General features: G+C 46.8%; 11 protein-coding genes. 7 read left to right on the top strand and 4 right to left on the bottom strand.

Annotated features, from left to right (window positions below; translation table 11 throughout):
• From GWR21_RS13355 to GWR21_RS13345, 3 genes are read right to left on the bottom strand one after another with little or no spacing between them, the layout of a single operon-like run.
• Positions 1 to 1,260 carry a DUF4959 domain-containing protein gene (locus GWR21_RS13355; RefSeq protein ID WP_162332227.1) on the bottom strand — a complete coding sequence of 420 codons (1,260 nt, stop codon included), beginning with the start codon at positions 1,258 to 1,260 and terminating at the stop codon, positions 1 to 3.
• Positions 1,261 to 1,293: 33 nt separating this feature from the next.
• Positions 1,294 to 3,210 (bottom strand): RagB/SusD family nutrient uptake outer membrane protein, encoded by a 1,917-nt coding sequence (locus GWR21_RS13350; protein ID WP_162332226.1) that lies wholly within the window; start codon positions 3,208 to 3,210, stop codon positions 1,294 to 1,296.
• Between the two features lie 10 nt (positions 3,211 to 3,220).
• Positions 3,221 to 6,466 carry a SusC/RagA family TonB-linked outer membrane protein gene (locus tag GWR21_RS13345; RefSeq protein ID WP_162332225.1) on the bottom strand — a complete coding sequence of 1,082 codons (3,246 nt, stop codon included), beginning with the start codon at positions 6,464 to 6,466 and terminating at the stop codon, positions 3,221 to 3,223.
• A gap of 189 nt (positions 6,467 to 6,655) precedes the next feature.
• Here GWR21_RS13345 and GWR21_RS13340 point away from each other — a divergent pair, with 189 nt between their 5' ends.
• The 7 genes from GWR21_RS13340 to GWR21_RS13310 all read left to right on the top strand — a co-directional run bounded on the left by GWR21_RS13340 (position 6,656) and on the right by GWR21_RS13310 (position 16,197).
• Positions 6,656 to 7,576: an AraC family transcriptional regulator gene (locus GWR21_RS13340; protein WP_162332224.1), complete on the top strand. Its 921-nt coding sequence runs from the start codon at positions 6,656 to 6,658 to the stop codon at positions 7,574 to 7,576.
• Between the two features lie 283 nt (positions 7,577 to 7,859).
• Positions 7,860 to 8,303 carry a hypothetical protein gene (locus tag GWR21_RS13335; protein WP_162332223.1) on the top strand — a complete coding sequence of 148 codons (444 nt, stop codon included), beginning with the start codon at positions 7,860 to 7,862 and terminating at the stop codon, positions 8,301 to 8,303.
• Positions 8,304 to 8,404: 101 nt separating this feature from the next.
• Positions 8,405 to 8,968 carry an RNA polymerase sigma-70 factor gene (locus tag GWR21_RS13330; protein ID WP_162332222.1) on the top strand — a complete coding sequence of 188 codons (564 nt, stop codon included), beginning with the start codon at positions 8,405 to 8,407 and terminating at the stop codon, positions 8,966 to 8,968.
• 63 nt (positions 8,969 to 9,031) lie between these two features.
• The gene (locus GWR21_RS13325; protein ID WP_162332221.1) at positions 9,032 to 10,039 is read left to right on the top strand and encodes a FecR family protein; all 1,008 of its coding nucleotides are present in this window, start codon (positions 9,032 to 9,034) and stop codon (positions 10,037 to 10,039) included.
• 12 nt (positions 10,040 to 10,051) lie between these two features.
• Positions 10,052 to 13,465: a SusC/RagA family TonB-linked outer membrane protein gene (locus tag GWR21_RS13320; RefSeq protein ID WP_162332220.1), complete on the top strand. Its 3,414-nt coding sequence runs from the start codon at positions 10,052 to 10,054 to the stop codon at positions 13,463 to 13,465.
• Positions 13,466 to 13,476: 11 nt separating this feature from the next.
• A complete protein-coding gene (locus tag GWR21_RS13315) occupies positions 13,477 to 14,928 on the top strand; it encodes a SusD/RagB family nutrient-binding outer membrane lipoprotein (protein ID WP_238430360.1) in 1,452 nt (483 codons plus the stop codon).
• 18 nt (positions 14,929 to 14,946) lie between these two features.
• The gene (locus GWR21_RS13310) at positions 14,947 to 16,197 is read left to right on the top strand and encodes an alkaline phosphatase family protein (protein WP_238430359.1); all 1,251 of its coding nucleotides are present in this window, start codon (positions 14,947 to 14,949) and stop codon (positions 16,195 to 16,197) included.
• Here the strand turns inward: GWR21_RS13310 and GWR21_RS13305 are convergent.
• Positions 16,171 to 16,704 carry a DinB family protein gene (locus GWR21_RS13305; RefSeq protein ID WP_162332218.1) on the bottom strand — a complete coding sequence of 178 codons (534 nt, stop codon included), beginning with the start codon at positions 16,702 to 16,704 and terminating at the stop codon, positions 16,171 to 16,173. The genes GWR21_RS13310 and GWR21_RS13305 overlap by 27 nt on opposite strands.
• Between the last annotated feature and the right edge of the window lie 49 nt (positions 16,705 to 16,753).

Genomic DNA, 16,753 nt, shown 5'->3' with positions numbered 1-16,753 from the left:
TTATCTCGGATCGCCCCAGAATGTCAGTTCGTTCACGTTAAAGAAGTTGTTGGTCTGTGCCATATTAGACACACACTGGAACCGTATATATCTCACCTTGGGCAGATTCAGTGAGAAGTTATAGCTGAAGCCTGCATTCCAGAAAGAGAGATCGGCATTCGTGTACTGCGGATTCGGTAACCGGGATGGTTTGCCTGGTGCTTCATATACGCCCAGGTTGATCCAGCCATTGGGTGTGGAGCCGCCTACTGGTGGCAGATGATTCTCATCCGGCATGGTCTCATCTACGGGATTATCTTCGCGTCCCCATAATACCCATGTCTGCGGAGCGCCCGCCTGCCATAACCAGTTACCACTACCATCTATACCCCTGTTCCAGATGGTATACCGGCTTAGTCTTGCGGTCTGCCCCATATCAAAAGTGATCACTGCGGGCCATACCAGTGGTTGAATAGGTTGTTCGGTATGATAACCCGGAGATTGTGCCGAATTATTCCAGAGGTTCTCTATTACCCAGCCAAAGCCTGTCCTTGCGTCTGTACCCAGCTGATAGGACCTGAACTTCGATTTATCCATCTGCATTTCGTAAACCGGCGTGATGGTGGCATATAAAGTATCTGAAATATTTTCCCACTGGTCAGTCACATAGATGCCGAATTTCTGGGGAATGGTATCATATCCGCGCAGACTGAAAGTGATCGAATCCTCATTGGTATAGTTCTGGGAAATGATCTGGTATTTGTTGGTCTGGTCTGGTGATACGACGATGATACCCAGATTAGCATGTGCTTTATTGAATGCACTGATCTGTACACCGCCGAAGTCCTGTCTGATCGTAATGGTCGGACGGGCCAGCAGGTATGCCGGTGTATCCGGATGGACCTTAATATGCACGGGTTCCGATGCCACCTGTGCACGGCTGACCACACGCAGTTCCACATCATAATCCTGACTCTTCGCAAAGCCGCTTACGGTGATGCTGTCAGAGTAGTAGGAAGATTTTGTTTCCCTGCTTTTCTTGTCGTTGATCATGTAGTTTGCCTGTACATACAGGATGTTGGAAGACTTCGGCAGTGTATAGGTGATATAGGCCCCTCCGTTAAAATTAACCACTTTGACATTCGTGACCGGATCAGGTTTGGTCATGTCTGTGGATACGATCTCGTTGTAACCATCCATCTCCTTACAGGAGAAAAGAAGAAAGCCTGATATAATGAATAACAGCAAGAGCCGTTGTATAGCGTTCGATGTATACTTCATACGTGAAAATTGAGTAGTTGAATAGATCCCTGCTTACCAGTAGAGTGTCTGCACCAGGTTAGGATTCGCCAGAATGTCAAAGTCCTGGATAGGGTACAGGTAGTTCCTTACGCCAAATACAGTCTGTTGTGCGATCCTTAGCTGGTAGTAACCTTCTGTCTTTCTGCTGAAAACATTCCAGCCCTGCAATGGAGTGCTCAGTACGTTCTGCAGTTCTTTCCATCTGCGGAGGTCCCATCCGGCCTGGCCTTCGAAGGCTGTCTCGATCCTTCTTTCCTGGTGAATGATAGCACGCAGACCATCTTTGGTGGTCGGTTTATTCGGGTTGGTGGAGTATTGTGCCCATGCATTCACTACACCTCCCAGACCGGCTCTTTCTCTAACCTTGTCGATCCAGTTGTATACATCAGCGCCAGGTCCGTTCACTTCATTGATACATTCTGCGTATAGTAACCAAAGGCTGGTTAAGCGCATGAACGGCCAGGAATAGTTTTGCTGTACGCTGTTCTGTCCGAAGGTAGTCTGATAGGGTACCAGCTTTTTGGCCCAGTAACCGGTCGCGTTATAACGCAGCTGGTCGGGTGGTGCAGCAGGTCCATTCACTGCATTGATGTAGTTTGGATTGTTGTCGTCCAGTCCACCGGAACCGAACCATACGCTACCATCAAAGGCTACATCGGCATAGTAACGTGGCTCGCGGTTGAAGTTACCTTTAACTGTGACGTAGTTTTGTTTGATATAATACTTATGGGCTTCATCTCCTGCCTGTAATTTGTAACGGTTCTTATAGTCCCACGTTCTGTCTTCTCCAATAGGTACACCGTGATCGGTGTAGAACAGTTCCGACTGACCGATAGGAACAGATAAGTTGGAATATACGGCAAATACGTTGGCTGCTGCTTCAGCAGTCACCCTTGGAGATGCCATGTACTGCCAGCCGAACTGTGAGTTGAGTGTCCATATCTGCTCAGGGTTCCAGCTATCTACAAAGGCGCCCTGTATTGTCAGCATTCTGCGCGTTTCATCAGACATGTGTACAATACCGCCGCTCAGTCTGAGCTGATAGAGGTCTGCACTACTGGTGGTAGCTGCTTCAATTGCTTCCCGGCAGGCGATCATTGCTTTCTGCCACTTGGTTTCATCATATGCCTGAGGAAACAGCATGGTGCCATCTTTCCTTTTCATGCTGATGTAGTCCCTGTTGCCATTGAACAACGGACTCGCAGCGGTGGCCAGTACTTCTGCTTTCACAGCTTTGGCAATGGTGGAGCTGATACGGCCCTGTTCTGCGGCCAGGTTCTGTATAACAGGTGGCAGATCGGCAATGGCTTCATCCAGTAGGCGTACCACATAATTAAAGCAGGAATCTACTGGTTGCTGTTTCACTCTTACTTCATCGATAGACGCATTCACGGGTAGGTTCACATCTACGATCGGCGTAGGTCCATACATCCTGATCAGCCAGTAGTGATAGTAGGCTTTCAGGAATTTGGCTTCTGCTTCCCATCTTTTGCGCTGGTATTCCGGCAGGTCTCTGGGGATATGCGCGTTTTCAAGGAAGATGTTACACCGGCGGATCGCCTGCCACATGTTAATGCCCATGTTATAACCATCCCAGTAGTTGAGTAGTGGATTAGCGCTGTTCTGTAAACCACGCAGGATGCTGAATCCGGCGTCTCCGCCATTACCGCCCAGGGTAGTCTGGTCCTGTAATGGATAAGGGAACATCATTTCTCCTGAAGTGGTAAAGCCGGCATTGCGGCGTATATCTGACAATGCCTGTAAGGTGGCATAACATCCGAATAAATAGGCTTGTGCTTCATTGGCATTCGCAAACGCGCTTTCCAGTGTAGCAACATCATCAGGCACTACGTCCAGGTACTTGTTACAGGACGATAGCATGCATATGGAGAGGGCCAGGCCGACAAATAATTTACTGATCTTTTGCATCTGCAATCGTTTAAAGGTTGACATTGATACCGAGGTTGAATACCTTCTGTATAGGATAGCTGAAGCCTTGTCCGGCCTGTTCAGGATCCCATAGTTTGAAGCTGCTGAAGGTAAGGAGGTTGAGACCTGTGAAGTAGATGCGCATATTCCTGATGTGCATTTTTCTGGCGATCTCTTTAGGTAGTGTGTAGCCGACTTCCAGTGATTTCAGTCGCATGAAACTGCCGTCCCTCAGCCACCAGGTGCTCTGCTGCTGGTTATTCAGGATGTCTGTAGTGGCCAGGCGGGGCCATAGTGCGTACAGGTTCTGTTTTTCTTCAGACCAGTGGTCATCTGCATATGCCTGTAGGATCTGTGCATTATTAACAAAAGGCGCTGTACCATATTTACCCCAGTATCTGTCATCTTCCGATGTAGCATTGATAAAGAAGGATTCCCTTGCCAGTCCCTGGAAGAAGGCGTTCAGGTCAAAGTTTTTGTAGCCCAGTGAGAAACCGAAACCATAGATGATCTGTGGTGTAGTCGGTAAACCGATAGGTACCTGGTCGTCCTGATTGATGATACCGTCCTTGTTGACATCCCTGTATTTAATATCGCCACCAATAGGTAATGGAGAGGAACCGAATAACTGTGTAGGTGAGTTAGCCGCTTCCTTATCATCTACGAACAGTCGCTCTGCGATATAACCGAACGGCTGATTGATTGGTTTACCTGCCTGGAAACGGTAATCATATTTGTACTGCGGCTCTTCAAAGCGGCCATACTTGTTGGCAGTGACAGTCAGATTCGCCAGCACAGATGCCCACAGGTGCTTATTGAAGGTTTGTTTATAGTTGATGTTCAGGTCAAGACCTTTCGCATAGGCAGTGCCTACGTTTGACTTTACTGCTGCTTCCAGACCGGTTGTCACTGGTATGTATCCACGTTGTTGCAGGATGTTATACCTGTACTCATGGTAGATCTCTGCTGTTATATTCAGTTTGTCTATGAAGGTGATCTCAGCTGCCAGGTTAGACTTTCTCGCTGTTTCCCATGTTACGCCCGGATTAGGATAGTTACGGATAGTGGTACCATACATCCTTACACCGTTGTTGGTGCCGAATACAGCGGAAGGTCCGTTGGTATCATTGGGTTTAACGTTAGACAGGTAGTAGAAACGTGTGTTATCGATGTTGTCATTTCCGACCAGTCCATAGCTACCTCTCAGTTTCAGCCTGGTGACAATATTGCTGACAGGCCCTTTCCAGAATTTCTCGTTAGACAGTACCCAGCCTGCGCCTATAGTCGGGAAGAAGCCCCAGCGGTGCTGCATGGAGAAACGCTCCGATCCATTATACCCAAAGTTGAATTCCAGGAAGTATTTGCTCGCATAAGAGTAAGTCGCTCTACCTGCCAGTCCGATATTACGGTAAGGCAGTGAGTATTGTAATGATGGCTGGTTGGTTTCCGGATCATTTGCATCGGCATTCAGCTTCTGCTGACGGGTACCGATGAGTGCTGCACTGATGTTATTTTTACCAAAAGAACGAGCGTAATCGATTGAGCCCTGCATGTAAAGAAAAGTGTTCACGTTTTTAGCCCCAGGATAGTAGCTGAGATACTCCTGTGCCTGTCCCGGCTGGCTATTCAGCCATTTCAATGTATAACTGTTGCTTGCCTGGTCATACTGGTCCACGTCATAAAAGAAAGGAGAATACGATCTTGTCAGATCAAAATATGCGTAACGGTTGGTACTGAATAAGCCGTGGAATGCCAGTCCTTCGGTGATGAAGTTGAAGTTCTGATTTAATTCAAACTGTGCAGAGAGTCTTGATTCTGAAAAACTTTTGTACCCATACATCAGGGATGCATAAGGATTGGATTGCAGTCCGCCGGAAGTCGTGAGTGAGTTACCGAACAGGATATGTTTGGTCAGCAGGTTGGCACTGTCAGCCGGATAGTAGGCCGGAAAGGCCACCGGGCTGGTATGCAGCGCCCTGTCGTACATATCACTGGCCAGGCCGGAACGATCGCCGGTAATGGGGCCGGTGTATTCATTGAAATTACCCCAGAGGCGAACAACGGCTTCTGTGGTTTTAGTCAGTTTTACATTTACGTTGGAACGCAGCTGATAGTTCTCGAACTTCATGGAAGAGTTAAAGTTATTCACAGGATTCACCTGCAGAATACCATTGTCCCTGTCATACGAACCTGCGATGTAATAACGTGCCGCATCATTACCGCCCTGTACGCTGAAGTTGGCGCGTTGTGTGGTGGTCTGGTCTCTGAACAGTGTTTTCATCCAGTCTACCGCCGGGTATACATATGGATTATGCCCGGGTGCTTTGTTCCATGTAGCCTGTGTATTGATAATATCATTCGGCGTATACAGTGGTGTCGCAAGCGGGTTCCTGGTGGTGAGTGCCTCATTGTACAGTTTCATGTACGTTACCGGATCGGCCAGTTTTACGGTCTTTGTAGGGCGGGAGATAGAATGCTCATAACGAACGTTCACATTCGCCTTGCCGGCTTTACCTTCTTTCGTAGTGACAAGTATAACACCATTCGCACCTCTTGCACCATACAGTGCCGCTGCGCTTGCATCTTTCAGGATGGAGAAGCTGGCGATGTCATCTACCTGGAGACGTGCCAGGTCATTTGCACTTAACTCGATGTTGTCTACTAGTATCAGCGGACTGGCACTATATCCGAAGGTGGTCACCCCACGGATGAAGAACTGGGAGTTGTCAAGCCCTGGTTGGCCGCCGCGCTGGAAGGAGATCATACCGGCGATTTGTCCGGCCATTGCATTTGTCAGGTTGCTGGACGGAATTTTAAGGTTGCCGGGATCAATAGTGGTCACTGAGCCTACTACCGCTTCCTTTCGTTGTTTACGGCCATAAGCGACAACCACGACTTCTTCCGCATTAAAGGTAGCTGACCGGAGGGTCAGGTTGATCACCTTTGAATTAGGAGAAACAGTGATAAACTGTGGTTCAAAACCTATGTACGAAAATCGCAGCAATGTACCCACTTCTACGTCAAGAATGAACTTACCGTTGTTGTTGGTTGAGGTGGCGACATTCTTTTTGTTTTCCGCGACGATAGATACACCCGGTAGAAACACACCTGACGTATCTGTAATGGTACCGGTAACGGTAACTTTAGCAGCTTGCTGTGCAAACGCGTTGTAGGTGAAGTTCGTGGAAAACAGTAGTAATAGGTATACGTGTTTTAGTACCCCGGGTAACCGGGACGTGGAGAGGATTCGTGGCATAAACCAGACGTTTGGGAGATTGTGTTAGTGAATAAAACTATTTCATAAATGGAATTATCAGGCAAATGTATTTCATCACCTAGGTGGTGTAAATAGCAAATCCATCTATTTTGATGAATTATTCAACTATTTTTTCAGATGAATTGAGTATTTTTCAGGTACGAAAAACATCAAAACAACATTCACGTTATGGGGACTCTTAAAAGAAGGGATGGCTTCGAAGGGGAACAGCTCATCAGTCTCCCTGATGCCGTCTGGAAAAATGCCATTAAGATCAATCCCGTACTGGGTCAGCTGTACATCACACACATTGGTTATTTTCCTAAAGCTGCTTTTCATTACAGGGACAGAGAAAAAGGCTGCACGGACAATATTCTGATCTATTGTACGCACGGCAAAGGCTGGTACTCAATTGATAACAGGACATTCAGGGTCGGCATGAATGAATATGTCATTATTCCGGTCACTGATCTGCCGTTGCGCTATGGCTCTGATGATGATCATCCATGGACAATTTACTGGGTGCATTTCAGCGGAAAAGATATGGAGGCATTTAATCATGGATTTAACATTGGGCTGTATGATGGTCCAAAACCCATTCACCGCAATGAGAAAGGGATTCAGCTATGGAACAGCATGTTCCAGTCACTGAAGATGGGATTTGGAAAAGACAATCTGAGCAAAGCAAACCTACATCTGTACCACTTCATTTCGACCTTTCTTTTCCCGGAAAAGCCTACCCGTGACACGGCGGAAGGGCATCACCGTATCCATGATACGATCCGGTATATGCAGCAGCACCTCGCGGCTACACTGACGGTAGAACGCCTGGCGCAGCTGGCTGACCTGTCACCTTCACATTTCTCCAACCTGTTTAAAAAGACGACGGGCATGTCTCCGCTGAATTATTTTATTCACCTGAAACTACAGCAGGCTTGTCTGCTGTTATACACGACAGACCTGAAGATCAAGCAGGTGGCTACTGCGATAGGGTATGAAGATCCGTACCATTTCTCACGCCTATTCAAGAAGAGTATGCATGTGAGTCCGGAGCTCTATAGAGGCATGCGGAGAAAGGATCATGAGGGGATGGATTGCCTGGTGCTCTAGTATATGCAAGGTGTTTGAATTTTAAGTCAGATAGTTTTTTATCAGTATTGCATGTTATCTTCTCTGGTCTAGTTGTGAGGCAGACCAGTGCTGTGTTTCACCTACATGGCATAGTAGGATAGTTCAGGAAGAAATTGTTGCTGGTCTAGTGGTGGAGCAGACCAGATGAACTCCTGCAATCATCTCACTCCGGCTATTAATTACTATCATATTAATTCATTAATTTTTTCCCTGGTCTAATGATACACCAGACCAGCTCCGCTATAACGAACGATTTATGAATATGAAAAAGTTATTTTTTGGTACAACCTGCGTATTAAGTCTGGCCTTCTCCACCAGTTTTGCCCAGCATGTAGCTAAGCAACCTGTTAAACAGATACGGGAAGGCAAACACAATTTCACCTTGCAATGGATCAGCTGGGACCAGCCGGGTAAAGTGCAGATCAAAAAGCAAAGGGATGGTACGTATACGGTTAAAGGTGAGCAACGTGGGGAGAACGGCGACTTTGTGACGATCGATGGTACACTGACGATGGTCACTTTTAATGAGCTGATATTTAAGGGTAAGATCCAAACCAGGTATGCCACTGTTAATAAAGGAGAGGTATGTGATAAGACAGGTACATACCATTTCCTGGCGAAAGGTGCAAGAAAATACTGGCGTTTACAGGAAATGGATAACTGCGAAGGGAATAATGTTGTAGACTACGTAGATATCTATTTTTAAAGATGGCGAACGTGATTATGTAATGCGATAATACCGCCCTCTCTTAAGACTTAATGAAAACCTAACATTGAAACCCGTGGCCGCCCCTTAGATTTGTGGCAATGGCACGCCAGTCTTTCGACGATAACCACTATCTGCAACTGTTCATCTCCGGAAGCGAAGATGCGTTTGACGCTATCTTCAAACGCTACTATGAAGGATTGAGACAGTTCGCTAAAGTATTGCTGCCATATCCTACTGATGAAGCAGAAGATATCGTCGCGGAAATGTTCTGCGCCCTATGGCATAACCGCCGCCAGCTGGCTATTTCCACCACTTTAAACGCATACCTGTATGTAGCGGTCCGTAACAGGATCTTCGATTACTATCGTAAGCGAAAATCAATGTATAACCTCCCGGAAGAAGCACTTGCAGAGATGCCTGATGATGGCTATCAGCAACCCGATCATCAGCTGATGTATAAAGATATCACTGTACATATCCAGTCCCTGATCGCACAGTTGCCGCCGCAGATGCAGCTGGTATTCAAGATGCACCGATATGAAGGATTCAGTTATGAAGAGATTGCGGGTCTATTAAATATATCTGTTAATTCAGTTAAGACACACATGTTCCGCGCCCTTAAATTCCTCAAGGCGACCTATCCAATATTACCAATATGTTAACTCCATTTTTCCTGTCACGAGCAGCGTCATTCTTTTCGTCCTTGTCTTGTAAACGGAAACATTGTGGAACAGCAGGAGCTTTATTTACTGATCACCAGGCATTTTAATGAACAGACCGCCCTATGGGAAGAAGACTTCCTGGCCGATTGGCTGGAGAGCGCAGCAGAGAACAGGCAGACTTACAATGTATTAAAAGAGTTATGGCAGGCCAGCCATCAACGATCAGATACTGCATTGGTGAATGCTGCACTAAAGGATGTAAAACAACGCATCCGCCAGCGTCAGCAACCTGCGCTGATCACTATGATGAAACAATACCTTACACAGATCGCGGCCGCAGCTGTCGTAACAGGTATGATCATCAGCAGTGTGTTCTATCTGCGTCACAGCACAAAGCCGCAACCCATCGCCTATGTGGAGAGAACAGGGTTGCCGGGACAGGTGCTGACACTGACAATGCCGGACAGTACGATTGTGCACCTCGCGCCTCACAGCACTATCCGTTATACACAGGACTTCGGTAAGACTGACCGGCACATCATACTGGAAGGAGAGGCATTTTTTGATGTCACTAAAAATGCGCACCGTCCCTTTACTGTACTGGCAGGAGAGCTCTCTGTACTGGTACTCGGTACCCGTTTTAACGTAGCACACTACAAAGGGCAGGACAGTGCTGCCGTTTCCCTGGTAGAGGGGAAGGTACAGGTAAGTACGCCTGCGCAGCCGCATCCTGTTGACCTGCAGCCAGGACAGGAGTTATTTTATGATAGCCATGCGAAGCAGGCTTTCACAAGAGATTATGATGTGGAATCAGTAACCGGATGGACGTCCCGTTTACTCATATTCCGCAACGAATCACTCGCTGTGGTGGCACGCAAACTGGAGCAATTGTATGATGTTGAGATCATCTTTACCGACCCTGCCATGGCTAACTATAAGTTGTTTGCGAAGTTCAGGGACAAGCCACTTCATTACATCCTGGATGTGATCAAAGCAACGGGCAATCTCGACTACACCATCAACGGAAAGCAGATCCGGTTTATCGAAAACAACGCTTATCAATCACACTAAATGCATGCATTTATGTCTTCTTTTTACAAACATCTGAGTATCCGCAGTAAAGCAGTCTTATGCCTCTTGCTTTGCTGTGTATTTTCATTGCCTTTTACAACCGTAAAGGCGGAGAGGATCGCGGACCTGCACAAGGTGCCCTGCTCTCTGACCGTACATAATAAATCATTAGAAGAAGTGTTCGAGCTGATCGAACAACAAACGCATTATGCTATCATCTGTGTGGACCAGTCCGGACTGATGAATAGAAAAGTAAATCTTAACGCCAGAAATACCACACTGGAGAATGTATTGCAACTGCTGGCCGGACAAGCAGCTTTCAACTACAAATGCCTCGATAACAATATCATCGTAAAGGCAGGTGCAGTAACTGACCCCGGTGATCCTGCCGAGAAGAACATTTCCGGTAAAGTAACCGATAGTAAAAAACAACCTTTACCTGGTGTGTCTATCATGGTGAAAGGTACTAAACGCGGTACCATCACGACGGAGAATGGCGACTTCCAGATCAAAGCCAATGAAGGTGAAGTATTGCAGTTCTTTTTTACCGGTTATCAGACCTACCTGCTAACTGTCGGTAGATCCGGGAGTTACCAGGTCACTTTACAGGATGATGAGAAAGTGCTCTCTGAAGTACTGGTGACTGCATTAGGTATTAAGAAAGAAAAAGCAAAAGTTGGTTATGCTGCACAGGAAGTAAAAGGTGCTGACCTGGTAAAGGCACGTGAACCAAACGTGATCAGCTCTCTGACAGGCCGTGTAGCTGGTCTGACTATCAGGAATACTACTGACTTGTTCCAGGACCCGGGTATTTCGCTGCGTGGTGCTAAACCGCTGATCGTAATAGATGGTATCCCAGACCAGTCCGCCGACTTATATAAGATCAATGCAGATGATATTGAAAGTATGACCGTACTGAAAGGTGCTTCTGCTTCTGCGCTGTATGGTTCCATCGGTATGAATGGTGCGATCATGATCACCACGAAAAGAGGTGGTGCGAAAGACCTGAGCGTTGACTTCAATTCCTCTACACAGTTCCAGACCAGCTTTATCCGTATCCCTAAGGTGCAGACTACCTATGGTAACGGTTTTAAAGGAGAATATCAGTATATAGACGGATCAGGTAGTGGTCCGGAAGGTTTTGGATGGATCTGGGGCCCTAAGCTGGACCAGCGCGATCCTTCTACGCCAAGTGGTTACTATGAAACACCTCAGTTCAATAGTCCGGTAGATCCGAACACCGGTAAGCTGGTGCCATTGCCTTTCCTCTCCCGTGGTAAGGATAATGTGAATAACTTCTTCAGAACAGGGGTGATCACCAGTAATAACATCAGCTTTGCAAAATCCAGTGATAACGGTAGTTTCCGCGCATCAGCGTCTCATATCTATCAGCAGGGTATTGTACCTAATACAGACCTGAAGAATACTTCCTTCAACCTGTCTGGTACCTACAACATGACAAAGGACTTTACGGTGAACGGACGTATCAGCTATAACAAAGAATATACACACAACTTCCCTGAAACCGGTTATGGTCCTACCAACTATCTGTATAACCTGATCCTGTGGACAGGTCCGGATATTGATGTACGTGACCTGCGTAACTATTGGGCACCGGGTAAGGAAGGTGTACAGCAACGTCATTACAACACGTCTTATTACAACAACCCGTATTTTCAGGCATATGAATACCTCAGGGGATATGATAAGAATAATACCTTCGGATCTGTTGACCTGAACTATAAGATCAGTCCTTCCTTCAGTGCGAAGTTCCGTACAGGTATCAACCAGTATAGCCTGAATCGGGACTACAGAGAACCGAAGAGCTATATTGGCTACGGTAACAAATCAAGAGGTCAGTATACACTTACTTCCAATACCTATTTTGATATTGTATCTGATCTGATCGTAGACTATAACCATACTTTCAGTGAATATTTTAAGATACACGCACAGGCAGGCGGCTCCAACTACTACCGCAACTTCAAGGGTGACTCCAGCAATACTGACGGACTGACCATTCCGGGTCTGTATAACCTGAGTAACTCCGCCAATGCGGTACAGTCTACCAACTGGCTGGAAGAACGCAGAACAGCCAGCTTATATGGTGTTGTAGACCTGGAATTATACAACGCGATCTATGTGTCCCTGACAGGACGTAACGATAAGATCTCCACACTGCCTACACAGAACAACAGCTTCTTCTATCCATCACTGTCTGGTTCGGTAGTTGTATCACAACTCACCCGTCTGCCGGAATGGTTCTCCTTCCTGAAAGCCAGAGGTGCGGTATCCCGTGTGTCCAGCGGAACACTTGATAATGGTTACACCTACGGTTATCTGCCTTCTTATGATAAAGGCACAACCTGGGATGGCGTACCTGGACTGAAGTTTAAAGATGTGATCAGGAACCCGTCGCTGAAACCACAGACCTCCGATAGCTGGGAAGCGGGTGTGGATGCGAAGTTCTTTGGCAATAAACTCGGTTTTGAACTGACCTACTTCCAGACAAAAGACTATAACAACATCCTGACTATTCCGATCTCATTAGGCACTGGTTTTGCCAGCCGGCTGGAAAATGGTCACGTTTACCAACGCAGGGGTGTGGAACTTGTGACGACTGCTACGCCGATCCGCAAGGATAAATTCAGATGGGATGTGATGCTTAACCTGAGTACCTATCGTCGCCGCCTGAAAGAGATCACGGGTGGTGACCGTCTGGGTTACCTGAAGGCAGGAGACAGAAGTGACAAGATCTTCGCTACCGTATACCAGAAAGACCCTTCCGGTAATGTGATCTTCAGGGCGGATGGATTCCCGCTGGAAGACAATATTCAGCGCCTGATAGGCAACAATGATCCGGACCTGATCTATGGGCTGGAAAACAGTTTCTCTTATGGCAACTTCAGTTTCCGTTTCCTGGTAGATGGTCGTCTGGGTGGAATGATGTATTCTACTACTAACCAGAAAATGTGGTGGGGTGGTACACATCCGGGTACTGTGAACCATTTCAGGGATGATGCAAACCAGAACAAATCCACTTTTGTGGGTAAGGGTGTAGTGGTGACTTCCGGTCAGGCGACATATGATACAGATGGTAACATCATCAGTGATAACAGAACTTTCGCACCAAATACACAGGGGGTAAACTATATCGACTACATGACGAATACCAGCAATGGAGCAGACGTAAATTATAACTACTACTCACAGAGTTTCCTGAAACTCAGAGAAGTGACCCTTACTTACAGCGTGCCTTCGAAATGGCTGAAGGGACGTGTGTTCCGCGCAGCAGATATCTCTGCTGTAGGTCGTAACCTGCTGCTGTTCACCAAAATGCCGAACGTTGATCCGGATTCAGGTGTGGATAACCTGCAAACGCCTTCTACCAGAAGTATGGGTGTTAACCTTAATCTTAAATTCTAATGTCAGCAACGATGAGAAAGATATTTAGCATAGCAGCGCTGCTGCTGATCGTAGCAACAGGTTGTAAGAAATTTGAGGATTTTCAGATAGATCCTAATAAGCCAACACAGTCTACACCCGATCTGTTACTGAGCACTGTTATCCAGGACGCGTTTCAGTCCACTAACCTGGGTGCCACACTGGCGACCAGACAGATGGTATTTGTGAATAGTGTATCGAACGATCAGTATTACGGATGGACACGTGCCAGCTTTGACACCTATAACAAGCTGCGCCAGGTGGTGAAGATGGAGGAAGAGGCCAACAGAATGCAGAAGCCGGAATATATTCCGCTGGCTAAATTCTTTAAGGCCTACTACTTCATGAAACTGACGAACACCTTTGGTGATATTCCTTATACTTCTGCACTAAAAGGTGAGCAGGATAGTCTGACACCTGTGTATGATAAACAGCAGACCATCTATGTATCAGTACTGGATGACCTGAAAGCAGCGAATACACTGATCACCAATACAACAGCGGATGTGCAGGGCGATATCCTGTATAAGGGTAGGATGCAACAGTGGAAACGCCTGATCAATACCCTGTCACTGCGTATCCTCATGAGCCTCTCCGTGAAAGAGAACAATACTTCCCTCAATGTAAAAGGCAGGTTTGCGGAGATTGTGAACAATCCGCAGAACTATCCTTTAATGACAGGTAATAGTGATAATGGTGAACTGGTATTTCATGATGTACTGGGTACACGTTACCCGACATTCAACGACAATGATCTGCAAACAGCTTACTACATGGATGCTACTTTCGTAGACCTCCTGAAAGGATTGCAGGACCCTCGTCTGTTCCGTTTTGCGGAAAAGGCGCCTGATCATGTCGCACTGCCGGATAACGACTTTAATGCCTATGGAGGTGCTAAGGGAAGTGATCCCGTGAATGTGAACAGCAGTAAAGTGCTGGCAGGTGAAGTGTCTAAGATCAAGTCCCGTTACTTCAATAATCCGGTGAACGAACCAAGTATCGCTATCGGTTACGGCGAGCTGCAGTTTATCCTGGCGGAAGCTGTCGTACGCGGCTGGATCTCCGGAAATGCAGCGGAATATTACACCAAGGGTGTACAGGCTTCCATGCAGTTCTATGCCATTGACCAGACTGCCATTGACAACTATCTGAAAGCAAATCCTTTTCCTGCGGCAGATCAGCTGAAAGCCATCATGACCCAGAAATATATTGCCTCCTTCATGAACAGTGACTGGAATTTCTTCTATGAGCAGCGCCGTACTGGTTTGCCTGTTTTTGATGTAACAGGTGCTGGTGTGCTGAATGACAAGAAAATACCTAAACGCTGGATGTATCCGGTGAGTGAGCTGCAGAACAATCAGGCGAATGTAAATGCCGCCATCAGTAGCCAGTTCTCCGGTAATGATAACATCAATGGTGTTATGTGGTTACTAAAAGCAGAATAAGTTGTATAAATTTAAGTCATGATGAAGAAATTATATCTTGCCGCTTGTCTGGGCCTTCTGCTGGGAGGTTCAGCGCAGGCGCAGCAAAGAGAAAAGAAAGTAGTGTTCGTAATTGCAGATGGTATTCCTGCCGATGTACTGGAAAAGCTGCATACGCCTAATATCGACCGTATAATTAAGGCCGGCCGGTATACCCGCATGCATGTGGGTGGAGATAAGGATACCTATAACCAGACACCTACCATCTCCGCCGTGGGATATAACAGTTTGCTGACAGGCACCTGGGTGAATAAACACAACGTGACTGATAACGATATCAAAGCGCCTAACTATCATTACTATAACCTTTTCCGTCTCTTTAAAACACAGTACCCGCAGAAGAAGGTAGCGATCTATTCCAGCTGGCTGGATAACCGTACCAAGCTGGCAGGGGATGGCCTGGCAGCAGCAGGCAATGTACACATCGACCTGCATGCCGATGGTTATGAGCTGGATACCGTCCATTTCCCGCATGATAAGAAAAGAGACTTTATGCATAACATCGATGAGAAAGTGATGGATGAGGCAACTGCCGGTATCAGAAAAGACGCGCCGTCGCTGTCATGGGTATACCTGGAGTATACAGATGATATGGGACATGGGTATGGAGATAGCCCGGAGTTCTATAGAGCGGTAGAGCTGATGGACAAACAAATGGGCAGACTGTGGGATGCCATCAACTACAGACAGCAACACTTTAAGGAAGACTGGATGCTGGTCATCACGACAGATCATGGACGGGACGAAAAGACCGGTCGTGACCATGGCGGACAATCCGCCCGTCAGCGCAGCACCTGGATGGTGACCAGCTACAAACCTGCCAATGCATATGCGCGTTATTACGAGCCGGGTATTGTGGATATCATGCCTACTATCGCCCGTTATCTGCATATGGATATTCCTGCACATACCGCCCGTGAGGTAGATGGTACGCCAATGATCGGAAATGTGGCGATAGCGAATGCAGCTGCTAACTTTATTCAGGGAAATATTGACCTGAAATGGTCTTCCCTGCAGGACACAGGTAAAGTGAAGATCTGGGTAGCCACTACAAATAATTTCAAAACAGGCGGCACTGACGAGTACAAACTGCTGGCAGAAGTACCCGTACAGGACCGTCATGCATTACTGGATGTCAGGCAGCTGTCTTCCCGCTTTTACAAGATCGTACTGGAAACATCTGCCAATACCGTCAATAAGTGGTTAGATCTGGATGCCCATTCCAGGTAAATACCTTTCTTTCAGTATGCTTAAATGGTGCAGCTCATGGCCGGGAATTATGTAAGCCAGTGTTCTTACAGATACCGGATTATTACTGGCCTTGCCCATAATAGTTTCCTGTTCTTTTTTCAGATTACGTGTCAGGTATATCGTTGATTCACGTACTACCCTGAACTCATTTGCCAGGTCCTGTAAGGAGCGTTCACCGGCAGATGAGTTCAGGACGTAATCATCCTGTTCAAACCCTGGTAACCCCTGTTGTTCTCCCCGCAGGAAACATAACAGTCTGTAGGCAAATACCCGCTCCGTATCGATCATATGCCCTAAAGTTTCCTTTACAGTCCATTTTCCCGGCGCATATGCATAGTCGGCCTTTTCCTCCGGAATAGCTGTGAAAAATGCATACGTGCTGTCTTTCAGTTCTTCCAGTATTGCAGGGACTTCCGCATTGCCAACAGCCTTAATATAAACTTCCTGGTAGGGTACAAATTCGCCAGCTTGTGGTCTTGATATCATGGGTGCGATTTTTGCTAATATTAAATAAATTCCGGGAAAGCGCGAATTG

Origin of the sequence: Chitinophaga agri (assembly GCF_010093065.1) — a bacterium.
Classification (GTDB): domain Bacteria; phylum Bacteroidota; class Bacteroidia; order Chitinophagales; family Chitinophagaceae; genus Chitinophaga; species Chitinophaga agri.
This window is presented reverse-complemented; position numbering and strand designations above follow the sequence as displayed.